This window comes from Acinetobacter sp. TAC-1 (assembly GCF_029025845.1).
Classification (GTDB): domain Bacteria; phylum Pseudomonadota; class Gammaproteobacteria; order Pseudomonadales; family Moraxellaceae; genus Acinetobacter; species Acinetobacter guillouiae.
This window is the reverse complement of sequence record NZ_CP118892.1, coordinates 4,688,725-4,713,265: the sequence shown is the minus strand read 5'-3', so window position 1 is coordinate 4,713,265 and position 24,541 is coordinate 4,688,725. Positions and strand designations below refer to the sequence as shown.

Below are 24,541 nucleotides of genomic sequence, written 5' to 3'. Positions count from 1 at the left end.
ATTAGCCTGCTTTTTTAATGCGTTTTTTAAGCTGTTTTCTGAATTCGGCAATAATAGAAACCATCACCATGATGCGCTTCAGGCAACAATTGACGACCGTGAATTTGTTCTATTCCCCAGTTTGCATCAATCTTGATTTCTTCAGCATCTGCGTGTTCAGCAAAAAACTCGACCATTTGCTGTTCATTTTCAACTTTCAGAATTGAGCAGGTAATATAAAGTAGTGTTCCACCAACTTTAAGCTGCTGCCACATATGCTTTAAAATTTGCTTTTGCAGATCGACCACTTGCTGAATATCTGTAGATTGACGCAATAAGCGAATATCAGGATGACGACGTAGAACACCAATAGCAGAACATGGTGCATCCAATACGATGCAATCGACCAATTCTTTAGGCACCCATGTTGTAGCATCTGCTGTGATGATTTCAACTGTTGCATCAACATTTAATTCAAGGCGTTCCAAGTTTTCTGAAACACGCAATAAGCGTTTAGCATCATGATCAAGTGCGATTAATTTTTTAGGATTGAAACGTTCTAAGATATGAGCTGCTTTACCACCCGGTGCTGCACAAGCATCGATAATGACTTTGTCATCTAAGTTGGGTAACAGTGTTGCACACAATTGAGCATGTTCATCTTGAACAGAAAACCCGCCTTCTTCAAAGCCAGGTAAATGAGTAATATTGCCCGTTTGTTCCAGAACTATACCAACATCTGAAAGTGTACAAGGACGAGCATCAATCTGTTCTTCATCTAAAATATCAAGATATTCATCACGACTAATTTGACGTTGATTGACACGCAGCGTTAGTGGGGCAACTTGTTTTAAATTTTGACAGATTTCAGGGAGTAGATCAGCCCAATCTTTTTTAAGTCGTTTGAACAGCCAGCTTGGTAAACCATGGGTATTATTCAAAGCCGTTTGAAACTCAGTTGTTTCACGTGAAACACGACGAAGGATGGCATTGACCAAACCACTCATCGGTTCAAAACCTAATTGCTTCGCTGCATTGACAGTTTCTGAAATCGCCGCATGTGCAGGAATACGGGTGCATAAAATCTGGTATAAACCCAAATATAAGCAACTTTCTAGTGCCTCATTGTCTAACGGTTTTGTGAGCAAGGGTAAGGTAATTGCTTTTAAAGAATACCACTGACGTAAACAGCCCAAAGTAAGCTCATGGTATAAACCACGATCACGTTCAGAAATAATATTGATATGTTGGTTTAAAACGGAAGCCAAAGACTGTCCATTTTGAACAGCTAAAAGTGTTTTAACCACTTGTGCGCGCAAATTCAAATTTTTTGCAGATGATTGAATTTGGCTCATGCGAATATATTTCCTACTGAAAGTTTATGGCTTTGTATAATTTGTACAGGGTTAATGGCTTTGCCACCTGGCCATTGTAGGCTAGTCAGACAAATCACACCATCTCCACACAGCACATGTACACCTTGTTTGTTCATTTCGATAATGGTTCCGGGTGCTTCGCCATTGGCTGTAAGGTCTGAAATTTGAGAATTCCACACACGTAAATTATTGCTTTCATCTATTGGTGTAAATGCGACTGGCCAAGGATTGAATGCCCGAATATTGCGATCAAGTTCAACTGCTGATTTAGTCCAATCAATTTGTGCTTCAGCTTTTGTGAGTTTATGTGCATATACCGTAAATTGTTCATCTTGCACTTCACGTGCATCTAAATATTGTTGTAATTTTTGTTCTGACTCTAATACCACACAAATTGCTTCAGCGCCTTGGAGCGCAAGTTTGTCATATAAAGTCGCTGAGGTTTCTTGTGCTGTGATTGGGCAAACTGTTTTAAAGATCATATCGCCTGTATCTAGTCCAGCCGCCATTTTCATGATCGTTACTCCGGTTTCAGTGTCACCCGTTGCAATGGCACGCTGAATCGGAGCAGCACCACGCCAACGTGGTAGCAAAGAACCATGAATATTTAAACAACCATAGCGCGGTGTATCTAATACGGCCTGAGGCAAAATTAAACCATAAGCCGCAACCACCATTACATCTGCACCCAAAGCTGCTAATTCTTGTTGAGCCGTTAAGCCTTCGTCTGTTGATGCTTTGAAATGAAGTGGTTGATAGACGGGTAAGTTATTTGCGAGCGCAAGTTGTTTCACGGCTGAAGCTGTCAATTTTTGTCCACGACCTGATTTACGGTCGGGTTGAGTATACACAGCCACAATTTCGTGATCAGTTTCAATGAGTGCTGCTAAAGCAGAAGCTGCAAATTCGGGTGTACCTGCAAAAATGATCTTCAAAGGTTATGCTCAGATTAAATTTTAAATTGAATTATAGCAAACCTGATTATACGGTGGCGTTTTCAAATGAAAATACGGGTTTTTCTATGTAAAAAATAAAATACGATCAATTGTATATTTTGTTCTAATCACCTATCTGGTTTGGAAATAGTCAGAAGATGTCTTTTACAGCACTCTTAAAATTCGCGTAAATCTAAATTAACCAACATTCGTTTTTAAAATAAATATCACTTTTTTATATAAAATTTTTCACTTTAAATTGATAGAAATAGGCCTTATTTTTAACTTAATCTAAACAAACAGATTATTTAGAGATAGAAATTAGAATTATTGTGACCTATTGCGCAATAAAAAATTGTTAACTGAACAAGGATAGGCAGTTAATCGAAATTTAACAATAAATCAAATGTAAACTAAATCACATATTATTTTGATAAAAGTGACAAATTTTGTCACATGCTCAATTTAAGAACAATATGTATTTAATAAATCTTAATGCCTTTTAAAATTTATATAAATTGCTGATTTATAGATATAAAATTTATAAAATGTATGATTATTTTACTTTTTATTTAAAAGTTTAGACCATGTGTTTAAAAAAACAAAATAAGTGAAATATATCTCAATTTTTCTATTGATTTAAATGTATGTAAATTGTTAAATAAAAAAAATTGTACATTTTATATGCATTATTGAGGCGAAATCAGCGGCTGTAATGCATCTCCTAAAGGAAAAGTAATATGAATAAGATCTACAAAGTGATTTGGAATGCGACTTTGTCAGCATGGGTTGCAGTTTCTGAATTGGCAAAAGGGAAAACCAAGTCTTCAAAAGTAACTGGAATTATTGGGGCAGCAACAGTTAGTTTGATGGTAGCGTTTAGTCCAGAGGCTATGGCTAACACTATAGATATGCAAGCACAAGGAAATAAAAATGATGCAGATTGCGTATCTGGTGGAAATACAACAGTTTATAAAGCTCAAACCAATGGAACAACTGGGGCGATAACCGATGGTTCTGGTACGTACTCTACTGTTGCAGGTTGTAATGCTTCGGGTGGTGGAGTACTCGGTGCAACAGCATATGGGAGCTATGCGAAGGTTACAGGAAAAGGCGGTACTGCTTTAGGACATAATACTGAAGCTGCACAATGGGCACTTGCTGCAGGTGTTGATACTAAAGCAACAGGTGAGTCAAGTGTTGCTCTGGGTTCGGGAGCTGTAGCGTCTAATACTTCATCAATAGCGATAGGTACTGATTCGGGGACTTCTGGTATTGGTGCAATTGCTATTGGACGAAATGCTCAAACATCAGCTAGTGGTAGTATTGCAATAGGTGATGGAGCTACAGCTACTGGTGGCACAACTGATATCAATTCTATTGCAATTGGTAAAGGCGCACAAAGCTGGGGACAAAGCTTTGCATTGGGGACAGGTGCTTCGGCTGATTCATTTACATTTGATATCAATGATAGCGGTGTTGCTGTTGGTGCTCAATCTGTTACTGCTGCTGGAACAACAAAAGGTACAGCAATAGGTGTAAACGCTAAAGTAACTGGTTCAACTGTTGCGGGTACGGCAATAGGCTCTAATGCCGTTGCTTCTATCGATAACAGTGTGGCGTTAGGTTCAAACTCAATAACATCAGCTATTACTGGGACAGGATTTTTAACATCGCAAGCGGCTCCAACTGTTGGAGCCGTATCAGTTGGTAATGGTACAGCAGCTGGTAACCGTCGAATTCAAAACGTAGCAGATGGTTCAGCAGCATCAGATGCTGTGACAGTTGCTCAACTAGACAAAGCTTATGATGATACAAATGGTCGTGTGGCTGGTGCTTTAGGTGTAGGTAGTGGTGCTGCATATAATGCAGCAACCAATGCATATACAGCCCCAACTAATATTGGTGGAACGGGTAAAACAACAATTGATGACGCAATTAAAGCGACTCAACGAAGTGTTACAGGTGGTTCAAATATTGTTGTTACGCCTACAACAGCTGCCGATGGTTCAATATCGTATTCAGTTGCTACAAGTGCAACACCAACATTTACAACTGTTACGACTGGAAATAGTAAGTTAGATAATACTGGCTTAACAATTACAGGCGGTCCAAGTGTTACGAGTAGTGGCATCAATGCAGCTAACACTACGATTAATAATGTTGCTAATGCCACAACAGCTGATCAAGCCGTCAATAAAGGTCAACTTGATACTGTAAGCACACAAGCAAATAAAGCCATAACATTCACTGGAAATGCTAGAAAATCGGGCGATACGACAGATATTAATCGTAAGCTTGGAGATAGTATTGCAATTAGTGGAACAGCAACAACAACTGGTACTTATAGCGGTGCGAATGTTAAAACGGTAACAGATCAGAGCGGTGCAATTGCAATACAAATAGCAGATGCTCCTAACTTTGCAGGAACAGTGACTTCTACAGGTTTGCAGGTAAATGGCGCAAGTGCTGTTACAGGAAATAGTACGATAGGTGGAACTCAGACTGTTACAGGTATAAGTAATTTAAATGGTGGGGCAAATTTAAACAGTCAAAAAATTACAAATGTTGCTGCAGGGACAGCAACAGGTGATGCCGTTAACTTTGGTCAATTAACTACAACCAATCAAAACGTAAGTAATTTGACGACAACTGTTACCAATCAAGGTAATGATATCAGCACATTAAAAGGTGGTTTTAACTTACAAACTAATGGTAAGAATAGTGGTGCGATTAAAGCGGGTGACACAGTTGATATTGGTGTAGCAACACCAGCAGACACTAACCTTACCGCAACCAAGACAGGTAACAATGTCGCATTTGCTTTAAGCAAAGACTTGAACTTAACCAGCGTTACTACAGGTAATACCGTGATTAACAACGCTGGTGTAACCGCGGATAAAGTTACTGTTGGTACTGTGGTGGTTGATAAAACGACTGGGATCAATGCGGGCGGTAAAAAGATTACCAATGTAGCGGCAGGTGATATCAGTACAGCAGCATCAACAGATGCTGTGAATGGTGGTCAATTATTTACGACTAATCAAAACGTAAGTAATTTGACGACAACTGTTACCAATCAAGGTAATCAAATCACGACCAATACATCTGATATCAGTACATTAAAAGGTGGCTTTAACTTACAAACTAATGGTAAGAACAGTGGTGCGATTAAAGCGGGTGACACGGTTGATATTGGTGTAGCTACGCCAGCGGATACCAACCTTACAGCAACTAAGACAGGTAATAATGTTGCGTTTGCTTTAAGCAAAGACTTGAACTTAACCAGCGTTACTACAGGTAATACAGTGATTAACAACGCTGGTGTAACAGCGGATAAAGTGACTGTTGGTACTGTGGTGGTTGATAAAACGACTGGGATCAATGCAGGTGGTAAAAAGATTACCAACGTTGCAGCCGGTGATATCAGCTCAGCGACATCAACAGATGCTGTGAATGGTGGTCAATTATTTACGACTAATCAAAATGTTGCGAAAAACACATCAGACATCAGTACGTTAAATACTACGGTCACTAATCAAGGTAATCAAATCACAACCAATACGTCTGATATCAGTACCTTAAAAGGTGGTTTTAACTTACAAAGTAATGGTAAGAACAGTGGTGCGATCAAAGCGGGTGACACGGTTGATATTGGCGTAGCTACGCCAGCGGATACCAACCTTACCGCGACCAAGACAGGTAACAATGTTGCGTTTGCTTTAAGCAAAGATTTGAACTTAACCAGCGTTACTACAGGTAACACAGTGATTAACAATGCTGGTGTAACAGCGGATAAAGTGACTGTTGGTACTGTGGTGGTTGATAAAACGACTGGGATCAATGCAGGTGGTAAAAAGATTACCAATGTAGCAGCAGGTGATATCAGTACAGCAGCATCAACAGATGCTGTGAATGGTGGCCAATTATTTACGACTAATCAAAATGTTGCGAAAAACACATCAGACATCAGTACGTTAAATACCACTGTCACTAATCAAGGTAATCAAATCACGACCAATACGTCGAATATCGCAACCAATACATCTGATATCAGTACCTTAAAAGGTGGCTTTAACTTACAAAGTAATGGTAAGAACAGTGGTGCGATTAAAGCGGGTGACACGGTTGATATTGGTGTAGCTACGCCTGCGGACACTAACCTTACCGCAACCAAGACAGGTAACAATGTTGCGTTTGCTTTAAGCAAAGACTTGAATTTAACCAGTGTTACCACAGGTAATACAGTGATAAACAACGCTGGTGTAACAGCGGATAAAGTGACTGTTGGTACTGTGGTGGTTGATAAAACGACTGGGATCAATGCGGGTGGTAAAAAGATTACCAATGTAGCGGCAGGTGATATCAGTACAGCAGGATCAACAGATGCTGTGAATGGTGGTCAATTATTTACGACTAATCAAAATGTAAGTAATTTGACGACAACTGTTACCAACCAAGGTACTGATATCAGTACATTAAAAGGTGGTTTTAACTTACAAACTAACGGTAAGAACAGTGGTGCGATTAAAGCGGGTGACACGGTTGATATTGGTGTAGCTACGCCAGCGGATACTAACCTTACCGCAACCAAGACAGGTAACAATGTTGCGTTTGCTTTAAGCAAAGACTTGAACTTAACCAGCGTTACCACAGGTAATACCGTGATTAACAATGCTGGTGTAACCGCAGATAAAGTGACTGTTGGTACTGTGGTGGTTGATAAAACGACTGGAATCAATGCGGGTGGTAAAAAGATTACCAATGTAGCGGCAGGTGATATCAGCTCAGCAACATCAACAGATGCTGTGAATGGTGGTCAATTATTTACGACTAATCAAAACGTTGCGAAAAACACATCAGACATTAGTACGTTAAATACTACTGTTACCAATCAAGGTAATCAAATCACGACCAATACGTCGAATATCGCAACCAATACATCTGATATCAGCACCTTAAAAGGTGGCTTTAATTTACAAACCAACGGTAAGAACGGTGGTGCGATTAAAGCAGGTGACACGGTTGATATTGGTGTAGCTACGCCAGCGGATACCAACCTTACAGCGACTAAGACAGGTAATAATGTTGCGTTTGCTTTAAGCAAAGATTTGAATTTAACCAGCGTTACTACAGGTAACACCGTGATTAACAACGCTGGTGTAACAGCGGATAAAGTGACTGTTGGTACTGTGGTGGTTGATAAAACGACTGGGATCAATGCAGGTGGTAAAAAGATTACCAACGTTGCAGCCGGTGATATCAGTACAGCAGCATCAACAGATGCTGTGAATGGTGGTCAATTATTTACGACTAATCAAAATGTTGCGAAAAACACATCAGACATTAGTACGTTAAATACTACGGTCACTAATCAAGGTAATCAAATTACGACCAATACGTCTGATATCAGTACCTTAAAAGGTGGTTTTAACTTACAAACTAACGGTAAGAATAGTGGTGCGATCAAAGCAGGTGATACGGTTGATATTGGTGTAGCTACGCCAGCGGATACCAACCTTACAGCGACTAAGACAGGTAATAATGTTGCGTTTGCTTTAAGCAAAGATTTGAACTTAACCAGCGTTACCACAGGTAATACCGTGATTAACAATGCTGGTGTAACCGCAGATAAAGTGACTGTTGGTACTGTGGTGGTTGATAAAACGACTGGAATCAATGCAGGCGGTAAAAAGATTACCAACGTTGCAGCAGGTGATATCAGTGCAGCAACATCAACAGATGCTGTGAATGGTGGTCAATTATTTACGACTAATCAAAACGTTGCGAAAAACACTTCAGACATCAGCACGCTAAATACCACTGTTACTAATCAAGGTAATCAAATTACGACCAATACGTCGAATATCGCAACAAATACATCTGATATCAGCACCTTAAAAGGTGGTTTTAACTTACAAACTAACGGTAAGAATAGTGGTGCGATTAAAGCGGGAGATACGGTTGATATTGGTGTAGCTACGCCAGCGGATACCAACCTTACAGCGACTAAGACAGGTAATAATGTTGCGTTTGCTTTAAGCAAAGATTTGAATTTAACCAGCGTTACTACAGGTAACACCGTGATTAACAACGCTGGTGTAACAGCGGATAAAGTGACTGTTGGTACTGTGGTGGTTGATAAAACGACTGGGATCAATGCGGGTGGTAAAAAGATTACCAACGTTGCAGCCGGTGATATCAGTACAGCAGCATCAACAGATGCTGTGAATGGTGGTCAATTATTTACGACTAATCAAAATGTAAGTAATTTGACGACAACTGTTACCAACCAAGGTAATGATATCAGCACCTTAAAAGGTGGTTTTAACCTACAAAGTAATGGTAAGAACAGTGGTGCGATTAAAGCGGGTGACACGGTTGATATTGGTGTAGCTACGCCAGCAGATACCAACCTTACAGCGACTAAGACAGGTAACAATGTTGCGTTTGCTTTAAGCAAAGACTTGAACTTAACCAGCGTTACTACAGGTAACACCGTGATTAACAACGCTGGTGTAACAGCGGATAAAGTGACTGTTGGTACTGTGGTGGTTGATAAAACGACTGGGATCAATGCGGGTGGTAAAAAGATTACCAATGTAGCGGCAGGTGATATCAGTGCAGCAACATCAACAGATGCTGTGAATGGTGGTCAATTATTTACGACTAATCAAAATGTTGCGAAAAACACATCAGACATTAGTACGTTAAATACCACTGTCACTAATCAAGGTAATCAAATCACGACCAATACGTCTGATATCAGTACCTTAAAAGGTGGTTTTAACTTACAAACCAACGGTAAGAATAGTGGTGCGATTAAAGCGAGTGATACGGTTGATATTGGAGTAGCAACTCCAGCGGACACTAACCTTACAGCGACCAAGACAGGTAACAATGTCGCGTTTGCTTTAAGCAAAGATTTGAACTTAACCAGCGTTACTACAGGTAATACAGTGATTAATACTGCTGGTATAACCGCGGATAAAGTGACTGTTGGCAATGTTGTTATAGATAAAACAACCAACAAGATCAGTGGTGTAGAAGCAGGAACTGATACGAAAGATGTTGTAAACAAAGGTCAATTAGATGCTTTGGCGGGACAACAAACAGCAACAGATAATTCGGCAGTGAAATACGACAACGCAACAACTAAAGATAAAGTGACTTTAGGCGGTGGCGCTACAGGTACAACGCTAACAAATGTTAAAGCGGGTGATGTTTCTGCAAACTCAACAGATGCAATCAATGGTAGTCAGCTTTATACGACAAACCAGAATGTAGCTCAGAATAGCAAAGACATTGCAACCAATACGTCGAATATCGCAACGAATACATCAAATATTGCGACCAATACATCTGACATCACGACCTTAAAAGGTGGCTTTAACTTACAAACCAACGGTCAGAATAGTGGTGCGATCAAAGCAGGTGATACGGTTGATATTGGTGTAGCTACGCCAGCGGATACCAACCTTACCGCAACCAAGACAGGTAACAATGTTGCGTTTGCTTTAAGCAAAGACTTGAACTTAACCAGCGTTACTACAGGTAATACAGTGATTAACACTGCTGGTATAACCGCGGATAAAGTGACTGTTGGCAATGTTGTTATAGATAAAACAACCAACAAGATCAGTGGTGTAGAAGCAGGAACTGATACGAAAGATGTTGTAAACAAAGGTCAATTAGATGCTTTGGCGGGACAACAAACAGCAACAGATAATTCGGCAGTGAAATACGACAACGCAACAACTAAAGATAAAGTGACTTTAGGCGGTGGCGCTACCGGTACAACGCTGACAAATGTTAAAGCGGGTGATGTTTCTGCAAACTCAACAGATGCAATCAATGGTAGTCAGCTTTATACGACAAACCAGAATGTAGCTCAGAATAGCAAAGACATTGCAACCAATACGTCGAATATCGCAACGAATACATCAAATATTGCGACTAATACATCTGACATCACCACCTTAAAAGGTGGCTTTAACTTACAAACCAACGGTCAGAATAGTGGTGCGATCAAAGCAGGTGATACGGTTGATATTGGTGTAGCTACGCCAGCGGATACCAACCTTACCGCAACCAAGACAGGTAACAATGTTGCGTTTGCTTTAAGCAAAGACTTGAACTTAACCAGCGTTACTACAGGTAATACAGTGATTAACACTGCTGGTATAACCGCGGATAAAGTGACTGTTGGCAATGTTGTTATAGATAAAACAACCAACAAGATCAGTGGTGTAGAAGCAGGAACTGATACGAAAGATGTTGTAAACAAAGGTCAATTAGACGCTTTGGCGGGACAACAAACAGCAACAGATAATTCGGCAGTGAAATACGACAACGCAACAACTAAAGATAAAGTGACTTTAGGCGGTGGCGCTACAGGTACAACGCTAACAAATGTTAAAGCGGGTGATGTTTCTGCAAACTCAACAGATGCAATCAATGGTAGTCAGCTTTATACGACAAACCAGAATGTAGCTCAGAATAGCAAAGACATTGCAACCAATACGTCGAATATCGCAACGAATACATCAAATATTGCGACCAATACATCTGACATCACGACCTTAAAAGGTGGCTTTAACTTACAAACCAACGGTCAGAATAGTGGTGCGATCAAAGCAGGTGATACGGTTGATATTGGTGTAGCTACGCCAGCGGATACCAACCTTACCGCAACCAAGACAGGTAATAATGTCGCGTTTGCTTTAAGCAAAGACTTGAACTTAACCAGCGTTACTACAGGTAATACAGTGATTAACACTGCTGGTATAACCGCGGATAAAGTGACAGTTGGTAATGTTGTTATAGATAAAACAACCAACAAGATCAGTGGTGTAGAAGCAGGAACTGATACGAAAGATGTTGTAAACAAAGGTCAATTAGACGCTTTGGCGGGACAACAAACAGCAACAGATAATTCGGCAGTGAAATACGATAACGCCACAACTAAAGATAAAGTGACTTTAGGCGGTGGCGCTACCGGTACAACGCTGACAAATGTTAAAGCGGGTGATGTTTCTGCAAACTCAACAGATGCAATCAATGGTAGTCAGCTTTATACGACAAACCAGAATGTAGCCCAAAATAGCAAAGACATCGCAACCAATACGTCGAATATCGCAACGAATACATCAAATATTGCGACTAATACATCTGACATCACCACCTTAAAAGGTGGCTTTAACTTACAAACCAACGGTCAGAATAGTGGTGCGATTAAAGCGGGTGACACGGTTGATATTGGTGTAGCTACGCCAGCGGATACCAACCTTACCGCAACCAAGACAGGTAACAATGTTGCGTTTGCTTTAAGCAAAGACTTGAACTTAACCAGCGTTACTACAGGTAACACAGTGATTAACAACGCTGGTATAACTGCGGATAAAGTGACAGTTGGCAATGTTGTTATAGATAAAACAACCAACAAGATCAGTGGTGTAGAAGCAGGAACTGATGCGAAAGATGTTGTAAACAAAGGTCAATTAGACGCTTTGGCGGGACAACAAACAGCAACAGATAATTCGGCAGTGAAATACGACAACGCCACAACTAAAGATAAAGTGACTTTAGGCGGTGGTGCTGCAGGTACAACACTAACAAATGTTAAAGCGGGTGATGTTTCTGCAAACTCAACAGATGCAATCAATGGTAGTCAGCTTTATACGACAAACCAGAATGTAGCTCAGAATAGCAAAGACATTGCAACCAATACGTCGAATATCGCAACGAATACATCAAATATTGCGACCAATACATCTGACATCACGACCTTAAAAGGTGGCTTTAACTTACAAACCAACGGTCAGAACAGTGGTGCGATTAAAGCGGGTGACACGATTGATATTGGTGTAGCAACTCCAGCGGACACTAACCTTACAGCGACCAAGACAGGTAACAATGTCGCGTTTGCTTTAAGTAAAGATTTGAACTTAACCAGCATTACAGTGAACGATGGAACCAACGGTACAAATGGTTCTACAGTGATCGGTAAAGATGGTATTTCGGTTAAAGATGGCTCAGGCAATACCATTGCAGGTGTAGATAACACAGCGTTGACAGTGAAAGACGGTAGTGGCAACACAGAAACCAGCATTAATAAAGCGATCAATACCCTGAATGCATCGCAAGGTGAAACTGATAAGTTTGCAGTGAAGTACGACAAGAATGCTGATGGTAGTGCAAACTATAACAACATCACATTAGCAGGTAGTGCTTCAACTAGTACTAAAGATGCAACGACAGGCAAGATCACCACAACAGGTGGTACAAGCTTAAACAATGTTGCGAGTGCGGGTGACTACACTAAAGAGGCCAATGCGAGCAAAGGTGTTAACGCTGGTGATTTGAACAATGCAGTTGTTGACGCGACTAATGCAGCGACCAGTAAAGGCTTTGCATTACAAGCAGCAGATGGCGCTAAAGTTCAGAAGAACCTAGGCGAAGCGGTTGAAGTTGTTGGTGCAGATAGCAACATCACTACGAAGGTTGCAAATGGTCAAGTTGCGATTGAGTTAAATAAAAACCTCAATAACTTAACTAGCATTACAGTGAATGATGGAACCAACGGTACAAATGGTTCTACAGTGATCGGTAAAGATGGTATCTCGGTTAAAGATGGCTCAGGCAATACCATTGCAGGTGTAGATAACACAGCGTTGACAGTTAAAGATGGTAGTGGCAACACAGAAACCAGCATTAACAAAGCGATCAATACCCTGAATGCATCGCAAGGTGAAACTGATAAGTTTGCAGTGAAGTACGACAAGAATGCTGATGGCAGTGCAAACTATGACAACGTAACCCTTGCAGGTACAGGTGGAACCACGATCACCAACGTTAAAGCAGGCGCTATTAACGCAACATCAACTGATGCGATCAACGGTAGTCAATTGTATGATGTTGGTAATAGTCTGAAAAATGCAATTGGCGGTTTGACCACGAGAGATGCAACGACTGGCATCATTACGACAAGCAACATTGGTGGCACGGGTTCAAACACAATTGATGGTGCAATCAACAGCATTAAAGATTCAGCAACCAAAGCGAAGACCACAGTTACGGCAGGAGACAATGTTGTAGTGACTGCTGGTACCAATGCAGATGGTTCAAGTAACTATCAAGTTGCAACAGCGAAAGATGTAAACTTCGACAAAGTGACTGTAGGTAATGTTGTTGTAAATAAAGCCAGCAATACAATCGAAGGCTTAAGTAATACTGACTTAAGAGCAAGTGATTTTGCGACTAAAGGTAGAGCAGCGACTGAAGAGCAATTGAAGCAAGCTGTCACGAAAAACATCACTGAAGTTGTAGATGGTAATGGCAACAAAGTGAATATTATTGATCAAGTTGTAAATACAAAACCTGACAATAAGAACCAAGATTCATTGTTCTTAACTTACGATAAGCAAGGTCAAGAAACCACAGATCGCTTGACGATTGGTCAAACAGTACAGAAGATGAATACTGATGGTATTAAGTTCTTCCATACCAATGCCGATATGTCGAAAGGTGATTTAGGTACAACCAATGACTCAAGTGCGGGTGGTTTAAACTCTACAGCGATTGGTGTAAATGCAATTGTGGCAACGGGTGCAGATAGTGCTGTTGCATTAGGTCACAATACAAAAGCTGAGGGCAAACAATCCATTGCTATTGGTCAAGGTGCTGAGGCATTAGGTACACAATCAATCAGTATTGGTACGGGCAATAAAGTGAAAGGCAACCATTCTGGTGCGATTGGTGACCCGACCATTGTTGATGGTGCGAACAGTTATTCTGTAGGTAATAATAACCAAGTGCTTACAGATGATACGTTTGTACTTGGAAACAATGTGACCAAAACAGTGGCTGGTTCAGTTGTGTTAGGCAATGGCTCAGCGGCGACGACTGGTGCAGGTGTTGCGGGCTATGCGCTGTCAGCTGCAACAAGTGCAGACAAAACAGCAATTAGCAATACAACATCAACAACTGGTGCAGTAGCAGTTGGTGATGCGGCAAGCGGTATTTACCGTCAAATTACTGGTGTTGCAGCGGGTAGCGCAGATGCTGATGCTGTAAACGTAGCGCAGTTAAAAGCTGTTGGTAACCAAGTTGTTACCACTCAAAACGCACTTGTAAATGGTTTGGGCGGTAATGCGAAGGTCAATGCTGATGGTACCATTACTGGGCCAACCTATAATGTTGCACAAGGTAATCAGTCGAATGTTGGTGATGCTTTAACAGCATTGGATAAAGCCATTGGCTCTGCGGCAACAACATCTAAAACGACTGTTTCTAATGGTCAGAATATTGTTGTGAATAAGAGCAAAAATGCTGATGGTTCAGACAACTATGAAGTATCAACAGCAAAAGATTTAACAGTTGATTCTGTGAAAGCAGGTGATACGGTTCTCAATAATGCTGGAATCTCAATTGGTAATAATGCGGTTGTGATAAACAACACAGGATTAACCATTGCCGGTGGACCAAGTGTAACGGTGGCAGGTATTAACGCGGGTAATAAAACAATTACCAACGTGGCAAATGCTGTAAATGCTACAGATGCAGTTAATAAAGGGCAGTTAGATAGCGCAATTGGCAATGTGAATAACAATGTCAATGAGCTTGCCAATAATGCCGTTAAATATGACGACGCATCAAAAGATAAGATAACACTTGGTGGTGGTACAAATGGTACAACCATTAGCAATGTAAAAGATGGTGCAGTCACTCAAGGTTCTAAAGATGCTGTAAATGGCGGTCAATTGTGGAATGTTCAGCAACAAGTTGATCAAAACTCAACGGATATCAGCAATATCAAAAATGATATTAACAATGGTACTGTCGGCTTAGTTCAACAAGCAGGTAAAGACGCAACAGTTACAGTTGCGAAAGATACTGGTGGTACAAGTGTGAGTGTGGCGGGTACAGACGGTAACCGTGTTGTGACAGGTGTTAAAGATGGCGCAGTCAATGCAACATCAAAAGATGCAGTCAACGGTAGCCAATTGAATACCACCAACCAAGCAGTTGTGAATTATCTTGGCGGTGGTGCTGGCTATGACAATATTACAGGTAGCTTCACTGCACCAACTTACAATGTTGGTGACTCTAAGTATAACAATGTCGGTGGTGCAATCGATGCATTGAACCAAGCGGATCAAGCATTGAATAGCAAAATTGACAATGTCAGCAACAAGTTAGACAACGCTTTCCGTATTACCAATAACCGGATTGATGATGTTGAGAAAAAAGCCAATGCGGGTATTGCAGCAGCAATGGCACTTGAATCAGCACCATATATTCCTGGTAAATATACCTATGCAGCAGGTGCGGCATACCATGGTGGTGAGAATGCGGTAGGTGTGACCTTACGTAAAACTGCAGACAACGGACGTTGGTCGATTACAGGTGGTGTTGCAGCAGCATCTCAAGGCGATCCAAGTGTTCGTATCGGTATCAGTGGTGTAATTGACTAAATCACGAGACAAGGAAGATCGAACGGTCTTCCTTTTTCTTCGCAAATTTTTAAGAGAGAAAAAATGAAAGCATTTAACAAAAAAATTATGTTCAGTGTATTCAGTGGTCTTGTGATGTCATTGAGTCATGCCGCTGAAGTTGAAACATCAAATACCCAAGAAATTCATTTTCCTGAAGTAAAAGACAGTTATTTAAAGCAAGTGAATCGTTATGAATATGATGACGTGGCACGTTTAGATAAAGGTTTAAGCAAAGATCAGATTCGCCATGTTTTGGGGAATCCACAATTTTCTGAGGGCCTTTTTGCTGTTAAAACTTGGAACTATGTATTGGATGTTCGAGAGCCGAGTTCCAATCAATATAAACGTTGCCAGTTACGCATAGACTTTGATAAGCACTACCGTTCAGAAAATCTATATTGGAAAGGTGAACAATGCCAAGGTCTGATGGCTTGGGGCATCAATAACCAATCCGCGACAGAACAAACGGCTCTATCCGCTACAGGCCAATCAGCCAGTGTTTTATTCTATTTTGATCATTCAGATAAAAATGGGGTAAAAAATCCTGAAGTGATTAGCAAAATTGCTGATCAAATTAAGCAAACTGATGGGAATAGCAAGATTTTTGTTGCTGGTTATACTGACCGTTTAGGTTCATTTCCGTATAACCAACGTTTATCAGCGGCGAGAGCCAATACCGTTGTAGATTTATTGAAACAACAGGGTATTCCTGCGGATCAAATTCAATTTTCAGCAGAAAATAAAACGGATGTGTATCAGAAATGCAATGGGATGAACAAAAAAATTCAATTGGTTGAGTGTTTAGCACCTAATCGCCGAGTAAACATCACTTGGTAAAACTGAATGCATAATCAAATAAATTCAGTTTAAAAGAAGGTGTTTATTCTTCAAATAGATTGAGCCTTATTGCATACCAACGCCCGATGAAATTCATCGGGCGTTTTAAATTATTTACTGTTCTGGTTTATTTTGAATAAATCATACATCACCAAATAATATTGATTGCCAAGTTAACCCAGCAGAAACATCAGCAACAAAACATTTTGATTAAACAGAAATAATCTGTGCAAAAATGAATGAGCGGGCTTCTTTTGAGGCCTTTTATAAAATAAAATTTAGTGAATTTTGTTAAATGATAAATATTTTTTATTAAAAAATAAAAAATTATTCATAGAAGTTTTGTGTTCTATCCAACACGATAGCGTTATATTAAATTCTAATGTTTTATTTATCTATAAAGCTTGTTGGAATATCAATAGACACGTCTTGTTTAAAAAAAGATCATGCTCAAGATCATTGGTTATATGCTAAGTTATAGTATGATGTGTTCATATTTCGACTGATTTATTGCTATATCAGTTTTATTTAGCCAGAGTGAATTGATATTCATTTCAAGCTCAAACAATGTTGGAAATACAAATGCCTGACTATCGTTCAAAAACATCGACACATGGAAGAAATATGGCTGGTGCACGTGGCTTATGGCGTGCAACAGGAATGAAAGATGAAGATTTTGGTAAACCGATTATTGCGGTAGTCAACTCATTTACTCAGTTTGTCCCTGGTCATGTGCATTTAAAAGACTTAGGTCAACTGGTTGCTGAACAGATTCAAGCAGCGGGTGGTGTGGCAAAAGAATTCAATACGATTGCAGTCGATGATGGTATTGCAATGGGGCATGATGGCATGCTGTATTCATTGCCTTCGCGTGATTTGATTGCTGATTCTGTTGAATACATGGTCAATGCGCATTGTGCAGATGCCATGGTGTGTATTTCTAACTGCGACAAAATCACACCAGGGATGTTAATGGCGGCAATGCGTCTGAACATTCCTGTGGTATTTGTTTCTGGCGGTCCAATGGAAGCGGGTAAAGTTAAAATCCGTGGTACAGAACATGCGATTGATCTCGTTGATGCAATGGTGGTTGCCGCTGACGATAGTTTTACCGATGAAGAAGTAAAACAATATGAGCGTTCAGCTTGCCCAACTTGTGGTTCATGTTCAGGTATGTTTACAGCCAACTCAATGAACTGTTTGACAGAAGCCCTTGGCTTATCTTTACCGGGTAATGGTTCAACTTTAGCAACCCATGCAAATCGTCAAAAATTATTTGAAAAAGCCGGTCAATTGATTGTTAAGTTGGCAAAACGCCATTATGAGCAAGATGACTACACCATATTACCGCGTTCAATTGCGACCAAAGCATCTTATGAAAATGCGATGACGCTAGATATTGCAATGGGTGGTTCAACCAATACCGTATTGCATTTATTGGCCGCGGCACATGAAGCAGGCGTTGATTTTACCATGGACGATATTGATCGTTTATCGCGTAAAGTGCCTGTGTTGTGTAAAGTTGCCCCTGCAAAACAAGATGTCCATATGGAAGATGTCCATCGTGCGGGCGGTATCATGTCAATTCTAGGTGAATTGGATCGTGCAGGCCTATTGGATACATCAGTCTATACCGTACATGAAAATACGTTGAAAGATGCCTTAGATAAATGGGATATTATTCGTACCGAAGATCCAGAGGTTTACGAGTTCTTCCGTTCAGCACCAGGTGGTGTTCCGACTCAAACAGCATTTTCACAAAACCGTTATTATCAAACTTTAGATGGTAACCGTGAAAAAGGTGTGATCCGTAATGCTGAACATGCATTCTCTAAAGACGGTGGATTGGCTGTACTGTACGGAAACATCGCTGTAGATGGTTGTATTGTAAAAACTGCGGGTGTAGATGATTCGATCCTGAAATTTAATGGTACGGCTCGTGTCTTTGAAAGCCAAGACGCTGCTGTAGATTCAATTCTTGGCCATGAAATCAAAGCTGGTGATGTGGTTGTCATCCGTTATGAAGGTCCACGTGGTGGTCCGGGTATGCAAGAAATGCTTTACCCAACCAGCTATCTAAAATCGAAAGGCTTAGGTAAAGAATGTGCTTTACTTACAGATGGTCGTTTCTCTGGTGGTTCTTCAGGTCTTTCCATTGGTCACGTATCGCCAGAAGCTGCTGAGGGTGGTGTTATTGGATTGGTTGAAGATGGCGATTTGATTGAAATCGATATTCCAAATCGTACAATTCATCTCGCTGTTGATGATGCAACCTTAGCTGCACGCCGTAAGGTTCAAGACGAAAAAGGTTGGCAGCCAGCTGAAGAACGTCCACGTAAGGTTTCAAAAGCATTAAAAGCTTATGCTATGCATACCACCAGTGCGTCGAAAGGTGCGGTGCGTGAAATCTAAGTGTTAAAATAAGATTCCCAAACAAAACAAAAGCACTCATGAATTGGGTGCTTTTTATTGCATTGACCTAACGATTTAAATTTTATCGAGTTTTGGGATATTGATCATTCAGATTCAAATTGTTATAAGTTTTGTTATGACTGGTTAGAATTAATTTTCTCAGCATCACCCATGAATGAATGGTATGCTTGAGCGAGTTTCAATCAGATTTTCTTTTATTTTTCAGTGCTTATTTCGAGGCTCTACGCATGTCACTGTTACGCCGTTGGTTTGATCCAATCCGATCGAGTTGGTTTTACCAAAAGCCGATTCGTCAAGAGGTGTTATCTACGGAACAGGGACTGAGTATTTATCTGCGTTTAGATGATGTGTATAGCTATCTTGCTGTACAGCAACTGACCCAATTGGAAGATCTTTTAAGTGATGATTTAAAGCCACTTAAAGTGATTATTTCCAATACCGCAGCAGAACCCCCCAATGGCATGACCATAGAAGAATGGCGCAATTATAGTTTAGAAGACGCCAAAATCTTAGCCAATCAACATCGTTTTAGTTATGATGATGAAAAACCAGAACAACCGACTCAAGAAGCATTACAACAAGCGGAAACAATTCTTAGAAATACACCGCTAACCGGTCAAAATTTTCTTTATTTACTCGAAGATGTATTTCATATGCTGTGGCAGCAGCAGTATGGCAAATTGCGTACTTTATTCGTGATGGCCAGTCAGCATCAAAAACCACAGAATTTTCCAGAACGTGTGTTTGGTCAAAGTCCAATTTTAGAAAGCTATTTTGAATTTGGTGGACGTAAATATCATGCAGTGGATGATTTATTACGGTTAACTCGTCGTTTAAAACAACAAAAATTATTGATTGATAACCCTATTTTTCTGATCAATCACATTGAATGGCGTGAGCATTTGATGAGTGATGCAGAAGAGCTTGCTGAAATTCAGGCCATGCATCCTGAACTTGATTTATATATTGCCTTAGAAGACCCAATCAGTTGGTTATTATTGGCATATATCAAAGAAGAACTCGCAAATTATTATAATATTCAGTTGAACCTATTTCCGCTGAGTTATCACGGTCGGGACTTTTTTGACTGGAGTTTGGCGACCCGTCTTTCCAAGCGTTCAGAAGTGAAATTTACCCCGTTCTGTCGTCCGACTGCCGAAAGCACCTTAAATATGGCAAAGCTTTATTACAGCGTAGCAGAAGAGCAACGTGTAGATGTGATGTATGACATTTTACAGGCGGTTTGGACCAAGGGGCGTGATTTATCATTCAAGCCGCATTTACAGCAAATGCAACATGATTTAGGGATTGAAAATCTAACAGATATTGACGTTGAAGCTTTATTAACAGCCAATGATCAGCAATGTGCAGAGAAACATCAGCCTGATTTTCCTGTTTTAGAATTGCGTATTGAAGGAAAGCGTTACGTTTTTAATAGCCTATATCGGGTTTGGATGATTGAAAGTATTTTTAGTAATGTGTTAGAACAGAAGTATAAAGCCGAGAATGAGTTGGAACGCGCTCAACATCATATAGAAGCACAGGATGCAGAAAAAACAGATGATTAAAAAAGAGAAATGTGAATCATTAGAACAAGTACGTGATCGAATCGATCAGTTGGATCAGGAGTTGATTGAACTGATTGCAACCCGCCAATTTTATGTTGATCAAGCTGTCCGATTTAAACGTAATGTAGATGACGTACAGTCTCCAGAGCGTGTACAACAAGTAATTAATAAAGTACGTCAGAAAGCCATAGATGTTGGCACTAACCCTGATTTGGTGGAAATGCTCTATCGGGAAATGATCCAGCATTTTATCCAAAGAGAATTAAAAGAAATCCGTCCATAACGGTGATGTGATTTTAATTTTGCCCATAAAAATATTTATTTTAGAGAACGGTATGAAAAAAATTATTCTAATCTGCATCACAACAATGTTGAGTCAGTATGCACTTGCAGAAAATTGGAAATTTATTGTCAAAGATGAGGATGGTAGTTTTTATCTAGATACCGATCGTATTGTGAAAAAAGACAAAACGGTTAATTATTGGGCTAAGTTTGTTGCTGATGCAGACAGTGAAGAACTGGATATGAAAAAGGGTGACTATACACTTTCTCATAATTTAGACCAATGTGCTGATCGTACGACAAATATCACCTTAGTTGAAGATTATAAAAAAAATGGTCAATTGATCAATAGCGATCCACAAGATTCAGATCCAAGTAATATCGATGATGATGAAATTAATCTGGCATTTTTTAAAGTCGTATGTAAATAATTTTTAAATTGTTATTTATTTGAATACTTAAAGCATAATCAGCTTTAAGGCAATTCAGTCTAAGCTGCTTAAAATCCCTTTTATATAAAAGGGATTTTTTATTGATTACTGTCAATTTATGGTCATCATACTATAGCCAAACCACCTAATTATTCATATAAATGATTTGCATCAAGTCATTGGTCATAAATGAACTTATGTTCTTGTATCAACTCTTAGAAACTATTGGTTATCAATTCGATTTTGGTACTTTTGAATCATAGATGGTTATCCTATCGTGGGGCGACATGGATGTCGCCGTTGGATGGAGGTACAGGACGGACCTCTCATCCAACAGAAGATTTTTGTTACTTTTCATCTCTGAAAAGTTAGGCATCGCCTACACAAACTTATTCAAACTTTCAAAGCAAAATGTGGCAATGAACGTTTTTTATAATCAAACAATTTATTCCCCCATGTAATTGATTTAATTAAAAATATAAATTAAGAGAAATTATATTCTTGTGTATGCGTTTTTGACAAGTTGACTATATTTTGATTTAGGCATTTTCATTCTTGAATTAGCCCTTTATATGCCCCATTCCAATTCTGCATTTGTGATTTTATTGATGACAGATTGATATTCAAATTTTTTACATGCACACCATAATTGGATAAAATCTGAACCAAAATATTGTTTAAAGACTGCATGTTTTTCAAATAATTGCAGTGCTTCAAGCTGATGAGAGGGTAAGAAATGCTGTGAGTTAATCACTTTTACTTGTTGGATTGATTGAGGTAAATCCAGTGCTGCATGTAAGCCATGCAGTACCCCCGTCAGAATGGTTGCAACACACAAATAAGGGTTGACGTCTGCACCCGCAACACGATATTCCAAGCGTTGATTGTCCTGATCTGAACAGGGGATACGAATCGCAACGTTGCGATTATTGAAGCCCCAATTGGCTTCTAGTGGAACATGATTGCCAAGTTGAAATCTGCGGAATGCGTTAATATTGGGTGCTAAAATAGCCATGGATGCGGGCATTAAGTCAAGTAAACCTGCAATCACTTTGTGCATGATGGGGTTTGGATTTTTCAACTGATCTATTTTAAAAAGATTGTCTTGCCATTGGTTGCGTATGCTCATATGAAAGTGCATGCCACTGCCTGCTTTAGCCATATTTGGTTTCGCCATAAAACTGGCTTTTAAACCATGTTGCATCGCAATTTGACGAATCATTCGTTTAATACTCATGATGTCATCACACAGTTTTAAAATGTTGTCACTGTGCTGAATATTCAATTCAAATTGTCCAGAAGCACTTTCAGCTACAACACCTGTTAAATCAATATTTTGTCGTTTTGCTTCTAATTCAATTTGTTGAATGACAGTTCGAAAATTATGCGGAGTATCGACATCGAAACATTGGGTAGAAAGCGGATCAGATTGGGGAGAAAACGGGGCATCTTGGATATTTTTAGACAAATAAAACTCGATTTCACCGGCCATCATTGGAAAATAGTGCATCTGATGCAGTGTCAATAAAATTCTTTTTAATATATTGCGAGGCTCAATCACACAATCTGAACCATCATCGGATTTCATGGTTAATAGCAGCTGGGCATGCTGATTGGGTTGATCTGCACAAGGCTTTAGACTGCCCAAGACGGGCATACATAAGCGATCGGGTTCACCAATATATTTTCCCAGCCCACTTTCTTCAACCACTTGACCATCCAAGCTCATCGCATAAATAGACAATGGAAAATAACAGCCTTTCTGCAATTGGTGGAGGGCATTTACTTCAATACGCTTACCACGAAGATGACCATTGAGATCATGTAAGCAGATATCAATAAACTGGGTCTCTGGATAATCTTCTAAATATTGTTGAATTTCTTTGTTGAAATCATGCATGTCCTGATTTTCTAAGATCAGTGCTGTGGGGAATATTTTTGTAGAACTGGCAAGCGACATATTCATTGTGAATAGATCCAAATGAGGTAAAAAAATTATAGAAAGCTTGCTTACTTGAGTAACGTAAAATGATCGTAAATTCTTTTCTTAGACACTTAGCCAAAACACTCAACATCAAGCCTCAATCATTGCTTGAGGCTCTATCCTAAAAACAGTGATATTTCAAAACAAAGCTTTGGCGTAGCATTGCCTCAGAATATTGAGGTAAAACGACATGATGGGATTTGTAATTGGTGTATTTGCAATTGCAGGCATGATTAAAGGCACAATTGGTCTCGGCTTACCTGCCGTTTCAATGGGACTTTTAAGCCTTGTGATTAGCCCATTCCAAGCCGCAACTTTATTGATCATTCCATCTATGGTGACCAACTTTTGGCAATTGTTTGCTGAAGGTCATGTATGGCGGTTGGTTCGCCGTTTTTATCCCTTATTGTTGGGGATTATTATCGGTTCAATTTGGAGTATTTTTCCCACTTTAGGCCACTCTAGTGGTGGTTTTCATAGTGAAGCATTACTGGGGGGGATGCTGGCATTGTATGGACTCTATGGTTTATTTTCCAAACGTATGCCAAATCTTGCACCGCATGAAAAATGGCTTTCCCCAATCATTGGATATTTAGGCGGTGCTTTAACTGTTGCCACGGGGGTGGTGGTGATTCCTGTGGTCCCTTATTTACAATCTTTGCAGTTAAAACGTGATGATTTGGTTCAATCTTTAGGTTTAGCTTTTACCGTTTCAACACTGTGCCTTGCCGTTTTTTTACATCAAAACCCTGTTGAAGATACACCAATTGATTATCAGTTATCTCTTATTGCCTTAGTACCTGCGTTAATAGGAATGTGGGTGGGAACAAAAATTCGTTACCGTATTCCAGAGCAAAAATTTCGTAAAGTTTTCTTCTGTGGCTTGGTGATTTTTGGCTTATATTCGGTATTGCATCAATTTGGTGTGATCTAGTCTGAGGACAAATGGTCGTGTAATCGCGCTTTCCGCAAATGTGAAGCTATGACCCTATTGGGTAAACTGAAAAAATCAAAGCAGATGATAGCGATTTAGTTAGTTTTAAAAATCAATATCAGCGTGGTGCTTAATTAAGTATTTAACGTGAGTTTGATTTAAAGATATCTTTAATATATTGAAAAACAATGATCTTGACGGAGTCTTACTGAACTGTCATTCAATTTCAGGATCAGCCTGCGGCTCGCCCTACTTTTGTTTCGACAAAAGTAGGCAAAACCATTGT

General features: G+C 39.8%; 10 protein-coding genes. 7 read left to right on the top strand and 3 right to left on the bottom strand.

The genetic code is table 11. From position 1 onward, the window contains the following. Positions 1 to 26: 26 nt before the first annotated feature. Together rsmB and fmt are read right to left on the bottom strand one after the other, a co-directional pair. Positions 27 to 1,334, bottom strand: a complete 1,308-nt coding sequence (rsmB, locus tag PYV58_RS22030; RefSeq protein ID WP_034618073.1) for a 16S rRNA (cytosine(967)-C(5))-methyltransferase RsmB — start codon at positions 1,332 to 1,334, stop codon at positions 27 to 29. Further along, entirely contained in the window at positions 1,331 to 2,290 is a 960-nt protein-coding gene (fmt, locus tag PYV58_RS22025; RefSeq protein ID WP_034618074.1) for a methionyl-tRNA formyltransferase, read from the bottom strand. The genes rsmB and fmt overlap by 4 nt, the downstream gene beginning before the upstream one ends. A 740-nt stretch (positions 2,291 to 3,030) precedes the next feature. On the opposite strand from fmt, the gene PYV58_RS22020 reads away from it, so the two are divergent. The 6 genes from PYV58_RS22020 (at position 3,031) to PYV58_RS21995 (ending at position 21,337) form a co-directional block, all read left to right on the top strand. Beyond that, positions 3,031 to 15,765 (top strand): ESPR-type extended signal peptide-containing protein, encoded by a 12,735-nt coding sequence (locus PYV58_RS22020; protein ID WP_275059682.1) that lies wholly within the window; start codon positions 3,031 to 3,033, stop codon positions 15,763 to 15,765. Positions 15,766 to 15,828: 63 nt separating this feature from the next. After that, positions 15,829 to 16,623 carry an OmpA family protein gene (locus PYV58_RS22015; RefSeq protein ID WP_275059681.1) on the top strand — a complete coding sequence of 265 codons (795 nt, stop codon included), beginning with the start codon at positions 15,829 to 15,831 and terminating at the stop codon, positions 16,621 to 16,623. A 582-nt stretch (positions 16,624 to 17,205) separates the two neighbouring features. Next, entirely contained in the window at positions 17,206 to 19,035 is a 1,830-nt protein-coding gene (gene ilvD / locus PYV58_RS22010) for a dihydroxy-acid dehydratase (protein WP_004718884.1), read from the top strand. 248 nt (positions 19,036 to 19,283) lie between these two features. Further along, complete coding sequence (locus PYV58_RS22005; RefSeq protein WP_034618051.1) at positions 19,284 to 20,624, top strand: hypothetical protein; 1,341 nt, start codon at positions 19,284 to 19,286, stop codon at positions 20,622 to 20,624. Next, entirely contained in the window at positions 20,617 to 20,907 is a 291-nt protein-coding gene (locus tag PYV58_RS22000) for a chorismate mutase (RefSeq protein WP_016539541.1), read from the top strand. The genes PYV58_RS22005 and PYV58_RS22000 overlap by 8 nt, the downstream gene beginning before the upstream one ends. 52 nt (positions 20,908 to 20,959) lie before the next feature. After that, the gene (locus tag PYV58_RS21995) at positions 20,960 to 21,337 is read left to right on the top strand and encodes a surface-adhesin E family protein (RefSeq protein ID WP_004818217.1); all 378 of its coding nucleotides are present in this window, start codon (positions 20,960 to 20,962) and stop codon (positions 21,335 to 21,337) included. Positions 21,338 to 21,905: 568 nt separating this feature from the next. Here the strand turns inward: PYV58_RS21995 and PYV58_RS21990 are convergent. Next, positions 21,906 to 23,303 (bottom strand): glutamine synthetase family protein, encoded by a 1,398-nt coding sequence (locus PYV58_RS21990; protein WP_034618053.1) that lies wholly within the window; start codon positions 23,301 to 23,303, stop codon positions 21,906 to 21,908. Positions 23,304 to 23,511: 208 nt separating this feature from the next. Between PYV58_RS21990 and PYV58_RS21985 the strand changes: the two genes are divergently transcribed. Further along, complete coding sequence (locus PYV58_RS21985) at positions 23,512 to 24,255, top strand: sulfite exporter TauE/SafE family protein (protein ID WP_004818219.1); 744 nt, start codon at positions 23,512 to 23,514, stop codon at positions 24,253 to 24,255. The last annotated feature ends 286 nt before the right edge of the window (positions 24,256 to 24,541 follow it).